14 protein-coding genes are annotated in these 14,839 nt (G+C 34.9%); 5 read left to right on the top strand and 9 right to left on the bottom strand.

Going from position 1 to position 14,839, the window contains the following annotated elements:
- The gene (gene tgt, locus BZK14_RS01415) at nucleotides 1-1,110 is read right to left on the bottom strand and encodes a tRNA guanosine(34) transglycosylase Tgt (RefSeq protein WP_077924827.1); all 1,110 of its coding nucleotides are present in this window, start codon (nucleotides 1,108-1,110) and stop codon (nucleotides 1-3) included.
- A gap of 113 nt (nucleotides 1,111-1,223) precedes the next feature.
- Here tgt and BZK14_RS01410 point away from each other — a divergent pair, with 113 nt between their 5' ends.
- Nucleotides 1,224-1,655, top strand: coding sequence for a DNA polymerase III subunit chi (locus BZK14_RS01410; protein WP_077924826.1), 432 nt, complete (start codon nucleotides 1,224-1,226; stop codon nucleotides 1,653-1,655).
- A gap of 14 nt (nucleotides 1,656-1,669) precedes the next feature.
- Here BZK14_RS01410 and BZK14_RS01405 read toward each other — a convergent pair whose 3' ends face one another.
- From BZK14_RS01405 to BZK14_RS01390, 4 genes are all read right to left on the bottom strand, one after another.
- Nucleotides 1,670-1,963, bottom strand: coding sequence for a hypothetical protein (locus tag BZK14_RS01405; RefSeq protein ID WP_077924825.1), 294 nt, complete (start codon nucleotides 1,961-1,963; stop codon nucleotides 1,670-1,672).
- Nucleotides 1,964-2,088: 125 nt separating this feature from the next.
- Nucleotides 2,089-3,477, bottom strand: a complete 1,389-nt coding sequence (locus tag BZK14_RS01400; protein WP_077924824.1) for an NAD-dependent succinate-semialdehyde dehydrogenase — start codon at nucleotides 3,475-3,477, stop codon at nucleotides 2,089-2,091.
- 17 nt (nucleotides 3,478-3,494) lie between these two features.
- Nucleotides 3,495-4,787 (bottom strand): 4-aminobutyrate--2-oxoglutarate transaminase, encoded by a 1,293-nt coding sequence (gabT, locus tag BZK14_RS01395; RefSeq protein WP_077924823.1) that lies wholly within the window; start codon nucleotides 4,785-4,787, stop codon nucleotides 3,495-3,497.
- Between the two features lie 64 nt (nucleotides 4,788-4,851).
- Complete coding sequence (locus BZK14_RS01390) at nucleotides 4,852-6,186, bottom strand: aromatic amino acid transport family protein (RefSeq protein ID WP_077924822.1); 1,335 nt, start codon at nucleotides 6,184-6,186, stop codon at nucleotides 4,852-4,854.
- 257 nt (nucleotides 6,187-6,443) lie between these two features.
- Here BZK14_RS01390 and BZK14_RS01385 point away from each other — a divergent pair, with 257 nt between their 5' ends.
- The 3 genes from BZK14_RS01385 (at nucleotide 6,444) to msrB (ending at nucleotide 8,813) form a co-directional block, all read left to right on the top strand.
- A complete protein-coding gene (locus BZK14_RS01385) occupies nucleotides 6,444-7,910 on the top strand; it encodes a PucR family transcriptional regulator (RefSeq protein ID WP_077924821.1) in 1,467 nt (488 codons plus the stop codon).
- 76 nt (nucleotides 7,911-7,986) lie between these two features.
- Complete coding sequence (locus tag BZK14_RS01380; protein WP_171973612.1) at nucleotides 7,987-8,364, top strand: SirB2 family protein; 378 nt, start codon at nucleotides 7,987-7,989, stop codon at nucleotides 8,362-8,364.
- 17 nt (nucleotides 8,365-8,381) lie between these two features.
- Nucleotides 8,382-8,813 carry a peptide-methionine (R)-S-oxide reductase MsrB gene (gene msrB / locus BZK14_RS01375; protein WP_077924820.1) on the top strand — a complete coding sequence of 144 codons (432 nt, stop codon included), beginning with the start codon at nucleotides 8,382-8,384 and terminating at the stop codon, nucleotides 8,811-8,813.
- A 292-nt stretch (nucleotides 8,814-9,105) separates the two neighbouring features.
- Here the strand turns inward: msrB and BZK14_RS01370 are convergent, their stop codons facing one another.
- From BZK14_RS01370 to BZK14_RS01355, 4 genes are all read right to left on the bottom strand, one after another.
- Nucleotides 9,106-11,001, bottom strand: coding sequence for a M48 family metalloprotease (locus BZK14_RS01370; protein WP_077924819.1), 1,896 nt, complete (start codon nucleotides 10,999-11,001; stop codon nucleotides 9,106-9,108).
- A gap of 77 nt (nucleotides 11,002-11,078) precedes the next feature.
- Complete coding sequence (locus BZK14_RS01365) at nucleotides 11,079-11,771, bottom strand: hypothetical protein (protein WP_077924818.1); 693 nt, start codon at nucleotides 11,769-11,771, stop codon at nucleotides 11,079-11,081.
- Nucleotides 11,768-13,036, bottom strand: coding sequence for a 3-deoxy-D-manno-octulosonic acid transferase (locus tag BZK14_RS01360; RefSeq protein ID WP_077924817.1), 1,269 nt, complete (start codon nucleotides 13,034-13,036; stop codon nucleotides 11,768-11,770). The genes BZK14_RS01365 and BZK14_RS01360 overlap by 4 nt, the downstream gene beginning before the upstream one ends.
- A 6-nt stretch (nucleotides 13,037-13,042) precedes the next feature.
- Nucleotides 13,043-13,807 carry an outer membrane protein assembly factor BamD gene (locus tag BZK14_RS01355; protein WP_077924816.1) on the bottom strand — a complete coding sequence of 255 codons (765 nt, stop codon included), beginning with the start codon at nucleotides 13,805-13,807 and terminating at the stop codon, nucleotides 13,043-13,045.
- Nucleotides 13,808-13,870: 63 nt separating this feature from the next.
- On the opposite strand from BZK14_RS01355, the gene rluD reads away from it, so the two are divergent.
- On the top strand, nucleotides 13,871-14,839 hold the full coding sequence (gene rluD / locus BZK14_RS01350; RefSeq protein WP_281249044.1) for a 23S rRNA pseudouridine(1911/1915/1917) synthase RluD: 969 nt from the start codon (nucleotides 13,871-13,873) through the stop codon (nucleotides 14,837-14,839).

Raw genomic sequence — 14,839 nt, 5'->3', positions numbered from 1 at the left:
TTAATCCTTTGAAAGAGTTTGGCGATCGCTATAGAACTTACGTTTAAACTCTTGGAACTTGCCCGCATCTAAACTATCACGAATTTCTTGCATCAATTGTAAATAATAATGAATATTATGAATGCTATTTAAATGTGCACCCAAAATTTCTTTTGTTTTATCTAAATGGCGTAAATAGCTACGTGAGAAATTTTGACAGGTATAACATGAACAACTTGGATCCACAGGATTAGTATCAAATTTATACTTTTCATTTCGAATGCGTACATCACCATAACGTGTGAATAAATGGCCATTACGCGCATTACGTGTCGGCATTACGCAGTCAAACATATCAATACCACGTTCAACCCCTTCTATCAAATCTTCTGGCTTACCAACCCCCATTAAATAACGTGGTTTATCAGCACGCATTTGAGGTGTTAAATGTTCTAAAATACGATGACGCTCTTCCATTGGCTCACCAACAGCCAAGCCTCCCACAGCATAACCATGGAAATCAATGTCTAACAATGCTTCAATGGAACGAGTTCTCAATTCCTCATGCATTCCACCTTGTACAATACCAAATAGCGCATTAGGATTACCTTCAAAGGCATCTTTAGAACGTTTTGCCCAACGCATAGACATTTCCATCGACTTCCGTGCCGTTTCATAATCTGCAGGATATGGTGTGCATTCGTCAAATGCCATCACAATATCAGAACCCAAGCGACGCTGAATTTCCATTGACGTTTCAGGATCTAAAAAGCATTTACGACCATCAAATGGCGATCTAAAAGTCACACCTTCTTCAGTGATTTTACGGAGTTCTGCCAATGAAAACACTTGGAACCCACCTGAATCCGTTAAAATTGGCTTATCCCATTTCATAAAATCATGCAGATCACCATGTGCATTGATCACATCTAAACCAGGACGCAACCATAAATGAAATGTATTGCCCAAAATAATCTGAGCATTGGCTTCTAACAAATTCTTTGGCGTTAAACCTTTAACAGTAGCAATTGTACCCACAGGCATAAAGATAGGTGTTTCAACGACACCTCTTTCAAATGTCAATCGACCACGGCGAGCATTGCCATCTGTCGATAATAATGAAAATTTCATGAATTCTAATGTCCTAATCTACAATAGGAATAAATATAAACCGTGGATTTTAACCTTTAATCCTGATTTTTTCAGAAAAACTTCATACAATACTTTTATTTTGTGAAAGAATTATGCCAAATGTATCTTTTTATGTACTAGAAAGCAACAATATCAAGGACTTTTATAAAACTATTGTAAAACTAACCATTAAGGCTTATGCCGCAGAGAATCAAGTCCTTATTTACAGTAACCATCCTCAAATACTACAGCCTATCGATGATTATTTATGGTCATTTTCAGAAACGAGTTTTATTCCACATATTTTAGTCAATAGTAATGATGAAGTAGATGATATTGATCATATCATTCTCGCAAACTTTGAACCTAATACACCTAAAAAAGACCTACTCATTCAATTAGCAGATCATGTACCTGAAAATTTCAATCAATATAATCGCATCATTGAAATCTTATACAGTGAACCTAGTTATTTAGCGCGTGGTCGTGAGAGATTCAAATTCTATCGTCAACAAGGTATCGAGCCTAAAACAATAAAGCTATGAATACATTATATTTTCTATTGTAAATGTTCAAGAATTTCAGGTGAATCTTTATATTTTTCCATCAAATGTGTTCGTTCCTCAATGATTGAAAAACATATATTATTGACATTAATCTCAATATGTTTTTTATGTGGTTCATCTAAGTTATGATCCCATTGATCAATCCAATATGCACATTCTTGTGATTTTTTTAATAGTAACTGAACATCCTCAGGTAGTATTGAAGCATGAGTTTCATCTATTTCAACGGCATTGGCATAATTCAACGATGCAACTACTAAAGTTACTATACAAAGTTTTTTGAACATTTATATAACCCTCCCTTCTTGCTATTATTGACAGTCAGCGACATATATCTTATTTATGCACAACACCTTAACACAAAAAAGCGTTATATATTATTAAAAATATATAACGCTTTTTTCATAGAAAACTATAAATTACCTATAGATAAATATTTAGTTTCTAAGTAAGGCTCAATGCCTTCGATTCCACCTTCCCGGCCTAAGCCACTTTCTTTAAAACCACCAAACGGCACTTGTGCAGCACTTGGCAAGCCATCATTCCAACCAATAATACCAAAATCAAGGTTATCTTGAAGATAAATGCCTGTTTTGTAATTATTTGTGAAATAGTAAGCTGCTAATCCAAATGGTGTACCATTAGCAATTTCCAAAGCTTCATCAATGGATTCAAAACCAATGATTGGTGCAACAGGGCCAAATGTTTCATCGCACATAATATCCATGTCCAATGTGACATTTCCCAATACTGTTGGCTCGACAAAAAATGTATTTTTCTCTGTATCCACAATCACATTACCACCCGCCAATACAGAAGCACCTTTTGCTTTGGCATCTTCAATTTGTGCAGCAACCTTGTCAAAACCTTTTTTATTGATCAAAGGACCAATATCAGTGCTTTCATCCATGCCATTACCAACTTTTAACGCCTTGGCTGCTGCAGCAAATTTCTCACTGAATTCAGCCAATACATTCTTATGCACAATGAAACGATTCGCACATACACAAGTTTGGCCAGCATTACGGAACTTAGATGCAATAGCCTGACCAATCACAAAATCAATATCAGTATCTTCACAGATGATGAATGGTGCATGCCCACCCAATTCCATAGAAACATGTTTTACGGTATTGGAACTTTCACTGATTAAACGTTTGCCTACTGGCGTTGAACCTGTGAATGTAATCTTGCGCACATATTGACTCTCTGTGAACACAGGGCCAACTTTAGCACCTTCACCAATCACACACTGCACAACATCTTTGGGAATACCTGCCTCATGTGCTAACTCCACTAAACGAATCATCGTCAATGGTGTATCTTCTGCTGGTTTTACGATAAACGTGCAGCCAGCTGCCAAGGCCGGCCCTGCTTTACGTGTCATCATTGCAGCTGGAAAATTCCAAGGAGTAATAGCCGCAACCAATCCAACACCTTGCCGCGTTACAATGATACGTTTATTCATTGAACCTGCTGGAATGGTGCGACCATAAACTCGTTTCGCTTCTTCTGCATACCAAGTTAGGTAACTGACTGCATAAGCAACCTCACCCAATGATTCTTTATAAGGTTTGCCATTTTCTTCCGTCATAATTTTTGCAATGGACTCTTTGTGTTGCATGATCAAATCAGCCCATTTTGAAATCAAAGTAGAACGCTCATAAGCAGAAGTATTACGCCAAGTTGCTAATGCATCATGCCCTGACTTTAACTTTGCAATAATTTCATCCTGAGTATCCATTGGCAAAGTTGCCAATAGATCACCTGTTGCAGGATTATAAACTTTCAATTCATTCATTGAATTATGATCCTTTATTAGTTTTTACTTGCTTCTACTAAACCTGCTTCTAGAATTGCCAAACCTTTTGCCAATTCTTCATCGCTGATGGTTAATGGTGATAAGAAACGGATAACATTATAATTTAAGCCCGCTGATAGCAATAATAAGCCATTATCATTTGCATATTTTGTAATAATCGCTGTGCGTTTTGCATCAGGCAATCCTGTTTCTGGATCTGTCAATTCAGCAGCAACCATTGCCCCTAAACGGCGGATATCACCGATGTAAGTATGTGTTTTTTGCATATCAACCAAGAATGCTTCTAATTTAGCCCCCAAGATTTCAGATTTTTCGTTCAATTTTTCTTCTTCAACAATATCCATCACAGCCAACGCTGCAGCACAAGCCAATGGATTACCTGCAAATGTACCACCTAATTGACCAGCAGTTGGCTCATTCACGATTTCCGCACGACCAACTACAGCACTTAAAGGCATACCTGCTGCTAATGATTTAGATGTTGTCATCAAATCAGGCACGATACCGAAGTGTTCCATTGCAAATAATTTACCTGTACGGCTAAAACCTGCTTGTATTTCATCTGCCACAAACACAATGCCATTTTCTTGGCAGAAATTATAAACATGTTCAACAAAGCGTTTAGGTGGAATGATGAATCCACCTTCACCTTGAACAGGCTCCATCACCACGCAAGCAACCATGCTTGGGCAAGTTGTACCTCTAAAGAATTCATCAAAAGCAGCAATCACACCATCAATATATTGATCTTCACTCATGCCTTTTGGACGTTCATAAGTGAATGGGAACGGTGCTTGGAATACATCTGAGTTAAATGGACCGAAACCTTCTTTATAAGGTTTAACTTTGCTTGTCATGCCCATTGTTAAGTTTGTACGGCCATGAAATGCTCGGTTAAATACAACAACACCTGATTTACCTGTAAAACGACGCGCAATTTTTACAGCATTTTCTACCGCTTCAGCACCTGAATTTAATAAAATCGCTTTCTTTTCATGATCACCTGCTGTAATTTCACAAAGCTTTTTACACACTTGAATGTAACCTTCATACATCACAACGTTAAAACCTGGATGCGTAAAATGTTCTAATTGTGCTTTAACAGCTTCGATTACTTTTGGATGGCTATGGCCTACATTCATCACACCGATTGCACCTGCAAAATCGATATATTCTCTACCATCTTCCATCACTACGGTTGCATTTTTTGCTGTCACTGCAACATTCAAATTACCAGTACTCACGCCACGCGCAACATATTTTTCACGCAATGCTTGTAAATTACTCATGATAAAACTCCTGAAATATAATATTAAATAAATTTAAAATTTTTGAATGATTTAGTAGATAAAATTATTTAGGAACAAACACATTCAAGCTGATCAACATCTCTTCAATGGATGTTGGTAACAAATCGATGTTATATAGCAAGTCACACACAGCATAGATGGCTGCAAAGCTATATAGTAAAACTATGATTGTTTGGATCATTGGGCTTGTAATGAAACGATTACACTGCCATTCAGGTGTTAAATCACCATGCTTGCGTGAACTTCTCAGCATAAGAATTGGTACGATCGCTAAAATCACACCGCCCACAGCACCTGCAAACTCCAATGCACGACCAAATGAAACCATTTCTCTATAAGCTAAAATGAATGGTGGTACAGAAATGATTGCTAAAACAGTTAAACGACGTAATTTATTGGTTTCTGAACCCAACTTGAACTGATCAAAGATATTAGTAAAATAGCTACCGCCCAATCCCCAATAAGATGTCAACATCGCACATAATGCAAATAAATTAGCCGTTAATGCAGCCCAAGAACCTAAATAACGTCCCCAAGTGATCGTTGCAATTTCATCCACTTCATTGATACCTGCTAAGGAAATCACAGATAAAGCAACTGTTGATAATAATAAGAATGTACAGATCATGCCGATCACTATCGCTTTTGGCAATTGTTTCGGTTTATGTGCAAAACCACGAGCTATTTCAGGCACAATGTACTGTGCAGAATATGCAAATACAACTAGATAAATGATTGGAATCATGTAAGACCATTGGCCTTCCATTAAATTCTCAATTTTGGTGTTCACATTAAAAATTGTTGCTAAAGATAAAACGATAATAAGCGCAACCATCGTAATACTGATATATTTTTCACCTTTACCAATAGCTTTTAAACCTGCATATAAAATACCAATGGCTGGCACAGCAAAGATCAAACTACCAAACTGATTAGGAATACCAAATAGCTGATTCATCAAACGGCCACTGCCCGCCATATATGCGATCAACGCACCTGTGCTGTTGGCAAAAATTGAAATAAAAATGAACCAAGAGCCAATTTTACCCACGTATTTACGCGCTAAACCGCTTAATTGGAAATGTGATTTGGTGCGTAAAGATGCTTCCGCCACATAAAGCATCGTAATCGTTGTGATTGTTCCGATCACAATCAGCCATAAAAACAGTGGTAAAAATCCTGAATTTCTTGATGCATAAGGAATCGCTAAAACGCCCGCACCAATATTTGTTCCTACAATCATTGCCACACCTTCTAGCAATGTTAATTTCTTTGCAACCAAAGTTTCTGTTGCCTTGTTGCCCTCTCGCTCAATAGGTTCTGCACTCGCAAAACCATTGGCAGGCTGAACCAAGCCTTCCGTATTTATAGAATTCATATCCTCTCCTCGTTTCTCTTTAGTGAGCTTCTTAATATTAGTATGCTAATTGTAGCTAGTGTGAAGTCTCATATATTTGCAATTAATCTCTATTTCAAGCCATTTTACTGATACCTTTACTTAACAACACCTCTCAAAATCATAATTTTTCTGACCGAGTGATAGTATTGCGTTATGCAATTTATAACAATTAGATAAAAATAATGAAATTTATGGTAAATTCATACGATCGTATGAAATTAATATGAAAGGATAGCATGCAACTCACCATCAGAAACCTAATTAATATGCCAGCACTTAAAATAAAATTATTAAGTGAAAACAAAGGGATAGATAGAAAAATTGTTTGGGCACATACTTCTGAATTAGAAAATCCGAGTGAATGGGTTCAACCTAATTACTTAATCATGACAACAGGATTAGGTATCCCAAAAACGCCTGAAAAACAGAAAGACTACATAAAAAGAATTATAGATGCTGATTTATCAGGCTTAATGATCTCAGACAATATGAGTGCACCAGATGATTTAAGTACATTAATCGAGGTGGCTAATCAATATAAGTTCCCTGTGTTATTCATTGATTACCACACACCATTTATAGAGATTGCGCGCATCGTTCATGAAGCTAATAAAGACAATAAAGACTTAATTAATCATCAACTCAGCAAAGTACTTTATGAAAATACCCAAGAGTTGATCAAAGAACATAATGTCAAAGATTTAATGGTTCGTATTCATAATCTTTTAAATATGCCTGTATATCTCATTAATACAGATGACCCTACAGAAACCTTATTTAATTGCACGCCTGTACCTGAGAGTATTCAAAGCCGCTTATTAGACTTTGATTTTAAAACAACAGACATTCAAAAAATTTATCAAAAATCATCGACCACATTACATACCATTCCATTAAAAGCTCAAGGATTCATGTTGATTGTTGCAGATAATACAATCAGCTTAGATCTATTACAAAACCTAGCACTACTCTTTAGCCTATACTTAGAAAGTAAAAAAGATCACTTTTATCAAAGGATAATCCAAAGCGGTGAACTATTAGATGACATTTTAAATGAAGGGGTGAATGAAAATTATATTGATAAGAAACTTCCAAGCTTTCACATTAACATCAGTCATTGTTGTATTTTTATTGCTAAACTTCAAAAAAATATCAATTACAAAAAACTTCTTTTTAAATTTAGTATCAATGGTCTAGTTTTATTCAAAAAAGATCGAGTGATTTTACTAGCAGACAAATCTCACCTAACCAAGCTGATAACAATATTTCCATTCATTGGTATCAGCGATGCTATTCAAAAAACACACAGAATCCACAATGCATTCCGAGAAGCATCTTTAGCCTTTAAAAATTGCTCTAAAGAATTCCCGACACAGTACTATGCAGAACAGAACTATTCCAACCAAACATTACCTAAAAGCATTGAAGAAGCACAAAAGATCTTTGACTTAAATTTAGGCAAACTGTATACAAATGATCAAAGTAAAAATACTCGTTATATTTATACTCTTAAAATGTTTCTTGAAAATGATCGCGCATGGGAAAAAACTGCCAAAATTTTACACATCCATAAACAGACGCTCGTTTATCGTATTCAAAAAATCCAAGAAATTACGCAACGACAACTCAATATTACTGCAGATATTGTAGAATTATGGATTGCATTAAAAGCAGGTGAAATACTAGGTGTGATCGAAGAATGAATCATGATCTTTAGCAATAACCTTAAAAAAGTACTAGAATACACTCCTTATTCTAGGAATCATATTTGAGGCTACTATGTTTGCTTATTACACTGCGATGAAACACTCCCACTTAATGTTTGTTATCATCACATTGTGTTTATTAAATTTTCGCTTTTTTTGGAAACAGTGCGTTCCCAATAAACCTTTGCATAAAATCTTTCGTATCATTCCACACATTAACGATACATTATTGTTAATCACCGGCGCTATGATGGCTTATACCGTTAAATTTATTCCATTTGCAAATGCAAATTGGTTGGGCACAAAACTCATTCTCTTATTAGTTTATATCGGCTTTGGGTTTATGGCGATTAAATCCCCTTCTCGCTCATCTAAGGCATGGATGGGATATGTTTTATCAATGTTATCCGTTGGCTTTATGATTTATTTAGCCATAATGAAACCATTTTAAATATCGAGAACCAATAAATGTCTGATCAAAAACATAACCTCAAAATGTTTCTTACTGATCTTCAATATTATGTCACTCAAGAAAATGGCACAGAACGACCATTTTCTAGTGAATATAATGATTTATTTGAAGATGGAATCTATGTTGATATTGTCAGCGGTGAGGCATTATACTCTTCTAAAGATAAATTTGATGCAGGTTGTGGCTGGCCATCCTTTAGCCAATCATTAACTAACCTCATTAATATTCAAGATCATAGCCACGGTATGATCAGGACAGAAATTAGAAGCCCTATTGCGAACTCTCATTTAGGCCATGTCTTTCCAGATGGCCCGCGAGAAAGCGGCGGGCTCCGTCATTGTGTCAATGGCAATGCATTAAAATTTATCCCTGTAGAACAAATGGATGATTTAGGCTATGGTCAATGGCTATTTTTATTTCAAAAATAATTTAAATAAAAAAAAGCTAATGACTCTTTAAAACCATTAGCAAAATCAACGTTAAGTAATAATTATGATGTTACTTCTCAATTAGGCGTTAAGAAGTAACAGTTATTATGATAAAGCTTTAAGCTTATGCTGTCTAAATAATATAATTAATCACTGAACAATAAAATATATCAATAATTTTATATAGTTATGATTATAAATATAATCTTATAAAAATACTAACACATCATATTATTTAATTTGTTTATATTAAAAACGATTTTTATAAAATTTTTTCATATAAAGACTAATATCAATACAATAAATTGAATGCCCTTTGCAAAATAAACAGCAGACATTGGGCATCAGAATTCAATTTAGGCATATTGCTTAACTGAAACAATACTTCTTTTATCTTTGATTGCTCAGAAACTGATAACTCCTTCATCATTGGTAAAGTTTCATCAAATACTGACTGCCAACATAAATTGCCATCAAATGGTTGACTGATATTTAAAAACTCAGCAATATCATCATAACAACGCTGTGCTGACTGTGCATTGTGTCTAAAAATTATTACAGTTGTTGCGCTCAACAATTTAGCCAAAGGCTTTTCTAAAACCTGTATTGATTGAAAATGTGTTGAATAATCAATACTTCCTTCACGGCCAATTTTAGAAATATGCACGCGAACCACTAAAATCATACAATATTCAGATAATGAAATTTTCTGATCCATATCGACTAAAGCCTGACATATATTCTCAATTTCTTGAATTTGAAATTTTGCTAAATGATCCATTCTAGGCAATTCATGTGTCAATAGCTGTAAACGTTGAAAATCAGACATTTTTCTCAGATGTTCAGCCTCCCGATTCACAAAATTAAATAAATGAGAAGATAATACTGAATATAGGTAATCTAACTGTTGTTGCCGTATCTCCAAATTATGTGTCGTAATAAATGTGGCATAAGATTTAGCTAATTGCATAAAGACATGCTCACTATTTTTATCTAATCCCAACTCAATCACTATATTATGACTCACATTATTTATTCGACTTTTAGCGTAATCATGCAGCGCAGATACTAAAATTTCATCGGTACTTTCACTCTTATCAACAAATTTTTGATCCAAAATATTAACCATTTTCCCACTTGGAAAACGATAAGTTGGTTGAATTTTACGAATGCGTTTTAATATCGGTGGATGCGTATCGAAAATACTTGTTTTTTCTTGGTAATTTTGTATATAAAAATGAGAAAACTCTTGGTGAGTTGCATCCATAGATGTTGTATTATATTGCTCTTCATCGCCCTCTAATAATGCAATTTTCTCCAATACTTGTACAATATAGTGTCCACGAACAAATCGCACTGATTCAGCATCAGCCAAATATTCCCGCTGACGAGAAATGAGTGCTTTCACACTCCTTGCAAAAATTGCACCAACAGCACCAACACACATAATCATTAAACTAAGCACAATGACGGGGGACATAATCATCATTAAAAAGATAGGAAAAAGTCCATTACCATCACCAAACTCTCGACTACCCGCTCCGATTGTGCGCATGCTATAACCTAAACAAAAACGATTAACCCGATCAAAATCTCCTAGAAAATGGCGCGTAAAAAAGCTAAACATAGTATAACCATATAAATAAATACTTTGTAAACCATATAACCATCCTATTAATTTAAAATTAAGTACAGGATCTTGGTGTAAAATATGGCTGATCTCATGGCCGACCAAAGCTTGTAATTCTGAACGAGTTAAACGACTGATAGCACCTTCCGTTACCGCTATAGCAGTATCTTTTTGCCCCTTTGCAATCGCAAATGCATTAATATCATAAGAAGGTAAGATAAATAAACGCGGGGATACGATACCAGCTGCAATAGACATTTCTATAACTACTTGCATATATCTTGCAACAATAGGGTTTTGATTAAATTGATTAATCTCAATTGCCCCTAATTTTTGCATAACATAATCCACACCTTCTCGCATTTCCATGAATTTTGTCCAGACCATCAGCAACATAAAAGCATTACAAATGATGACCCAAACCCACAATTCAACAGGAGTCGCCCAGGCTAAAAATAGCCCCATAACAATAGATGTGATTGCATAGATCACTAAAAATACAAACAAGAAGATCGAACTATGCAGAAGATAAGAACGCCTATTTTCCCAATTTTTCATTGCATGAACCTTTATAAGATAATGCTTCTATCAAGCCTTATTTTTGTATGCAAAATATGTATTAAACTTAATAATATTTAAATATATTTTTTTATTTCTATCAGCAAACTCTGCTGATCTAACTTTGTAAAAAATGTTATCAATCGCCCTTGATGATTAATTAAAAAATAAGGTTTACTACTAAAATTAAATAATGGCAATGTATTTTTATATTTAAATTTAAATCGTTCGGCAAATGATAAATTTGTGGTTTTATCTGGATCAATACAGACTAAGTTTTTATACCCTTGAAAATTTAAGCTTAACTCAGATGAGCCAATCAATACTAACTGCAATGACTCATTAAAACTTGATTGCATAGCATTAATGTACTGGCTCAATATATCTATTTCTTCCACAAAATCCAATAAATCAATAAATAGACAATATTTACCTAATAAATCAGTAGACGCAGACAATCCTACTGAAGATTGCCACTCAATGTAAGGAATAGGCTCATTTAAAGATAAAACACGATTACCTTCAAAAATGGAACCACCCTGCTCCAAAGATAAATATGCCTTAATATTTTCTAGATGATGGGTTAATGCTATATCAGAAAATGAATAAAATTTCTGATAAGCCGATTTTATCCGCCAACTATCAGGATCAGAAATACGAACAAACAAAGGTAAACGAAAAACTATTTTTTCTAAAGCAATCCTCTCAAAATACAAATTGGTCAAAGGAGGAATGTAAAACTGTTTCAATTCTTGTATTAACTTTTTCATTGCCCCTCCTGACTTACACATTGATGCAAAGCGTCCATAATATGCGATAATGAATCTTGATTTTTCATAATACACAAATATGCATTTTGCCCCATCATATTACGCATTTTAGGATCTTTGATCAAAGGTGTCAGTTGGGCATATAAATCCTGTTGCTCCAAAATTATAATCGCATGATATTCCATAAATTGAGTCACCATATCCTGGATATTATCAATGCACGGCCCTACTGTAATCACTTTATGCAAATAAGCTGGCTCCAAGATATTATGCCCCCCGATAGGTACAAAACTCCCACCTACAGTGATAATATCTGCAACGCCATAAAGGTATAACAACTCTCCTATGCTATTCCATAACCAAACATCTGTATGTTCAAACGATAATTCATCAAATCCCATATCACTACGCTTTTGATAACGATAGCCATGATCTTGTATTAAACTTTCTACGGATGAAAATCTTTCAGGGTGTCTTGGTGCAATTGCTAATTTAACTTGGGGAAATTCTTTATGAATTTTTTTAAATTCATCTAAAATAATTTTCTCTTCACCTTCATGAGTACTTGCAACACACCACAACAAATAATTTTGTTTCGCCAACAATAATGTTTGAGTTTTAGCATTAAAATCATCTGGCAACACAGTGATATATTTTAAATTCCCCATTACAGAAACTTTGCGCGCGCCAACGGCCAAGAATCTATTCTGATCCTCTACTGTCTGCGCTAGAATATTTACATTCTTTAATAATTGTTGAATTGTTTTTGGGATTTTTGCATAACCTTTTTGTGAACGATCAGATAAACACGCACTAATAATAAATGTTGAAATATTTAACTTTTGACATGAATCAAGTAAATTAGGCCAAATCTCAGTTTCCATAATCATCAATATTTTTGGTTGCACTTTTTTTAAAAATCGATGAATAAAAAAACCAATGTCATGAGGCAAAAATGCAACAGAAACAGTATTACCAAAACTTTGTTCGATCTGCTTTCTACCTGTCAATGTTGTTGTGGTGATTAAAATGGACAAATCTGGCAATTGCTTTTGAATTTCAAATACCAAAGGCGTCATTGCACGCACTTCACCTAAAGATACTGCATGTAAAATAATATCATGCGGCCGAGTTGTTCGGCTCAAGCCTAAACGTTCAAATAGATAACAAAACCCATGACCAGATTTTTTATCTTTAAAATATCTAAACAACAAAACCCATGGCAGAATAATCCACCATAGGATTTTATAAATACGCAATAACATAGTTATTTACAAAGTTGCCAAGCCTTCATATTCAGGATAGTTTAACTGCAAAATACGCAATCGATCATTCGCCATACTGTCTAAGCCTAACGCACGATATGCTTTAATTTGAATCAATAATGCTTCTTGTATTGCAGGAGCACCATCATAGTTATCAATGACATATTGAGCTCGATTCGCTGCACCGACATAAGCCTTACGATCCATGTAGAAATTTGCTATATGAATCTCAGACTGCGCCAAAATATTTCTCAAATAAGCCACTCGCTTAGCTGAATCTTCAGCATAAATACTATTTGGATATTTATCTAAAATCACTAAGAATGCTTCTAATGATTCTGTTAACTGTTTCTGATCGACTTTACTATGATCTGGTGGCAAGAATTTATCAATAATAGAGCGCGCTTTATCAAAATTCACTAAACCTTTCATATACCATGCATACGCAGTATTAGGATGATTAGGATACAATTTAATAAAATCATTGGCTTCTTGTAATGCTTCTTTATGATCACGATTCAAATAATATGCATACATTTTATTCAACTTAGCCTGTTCTGCATAACTTCCTTGAGGAAAACGCGCCTCAATCACATCAAATCGCTCAATTGATTCTTTATAACTACCGCCTTCTAAGCTACTTTTTCCTTCTTGCAGAAGATCACTTCCTGACATCATTCTGTAACGATCTTCTTTTTTGGTAGCAGAACATCCAACAATCAACAACATTGCGGATAAAAGTACGCTACAATGCACAACAGTTTTATTCATATCTCAAATCCATGTGATTTAGTGATTTAACAGAAATTTTAACCCGCTATTATACTCAAATTTATGCAAGCTACAGAAACTTTTTCATTGATCGTCCCTATGACTTCCGCAGGCAGCCGCTTAGATGTTGTTTTAAGCCAACTATTGCCTTCTTTTTCCCGCAGTAAAATTCAAGATGCCATCAAAAATGGTGAAGCAACCTTGAATGGTAAAGTACCAAAAATCCGCGATAAAGTGTATGGTGGGGAAAACATTACCATTACATTAACTTTAGAACAAGATTATTTGAATGACGCTAAAGCAGAAGACATCCCTCTAGATATTGTTTATGAAGATGATGATATTTTGATCATCAATAAACCAGCAGGTTTAGTCGTACATCCTGCAGCAGGCAACCCTGATGGTACCTTATTGAATGCATTACTGTATCATAATAAAAATGCGCATCTTTTGCCAAGAGCAGGTATTGTCCATCGTTTAGATAAAGATACTACAGGTCTGATGGTTGTATCTAAAAATCTAGATGCTTACTATCACCTCATCGAGCAACTCAGTGATCATTCTATGGGCAGAACTTATCACGCCATCGCAAGCGGTGAAATGATTTCGGGCCAAACCATTGATGTACCAATTGGCCGCCATAAAACTGATCGCAAAAAAATGAGCGCACAAGCAATTGGCAAACCTGCCATTACTCATTATCGTATTTTAGACCATTATCGTGGGCATACCCTTATTGAATGTCAACTTGAAACAGGTCGAACCCATCAAATTCGTGTGCATATGAATTTTATTCATCATCCGTTATTTGGCGATAGTACATATGGCTGGCGATTAAAACTACCTGCTAAGATGGCGCCAGAATTAGCAGAAGAATTACGCCAGTTTAAACGCCAAGCTCTGCATGCAAAAAAATTAGAATTAACACATCCCAAAACTGAGAAAAGAATGCTTTTCGAATGTGATTATCCAGAGGATTTTGAAAACCTTATTCGTATTTTTCAAGAAGATCAAAAACAGCTTGAGGACTAA

This window comes from Wohlfahrtiimonas larvae, assembly GCF_002006755.1.
Lineage (GTDB): Bacteria > Pseudomonadota > Gammaproteobacteria > Cardiobacteriales > Wohlfahrtiimonadaceae > Wohlfahrtiimonas > Wohlfahrtiimonas larvae.
Note: the sequence above shows the minus strand (reverse complement) of the source record. Positions and strands in the feature narration are given on the sequence as shown.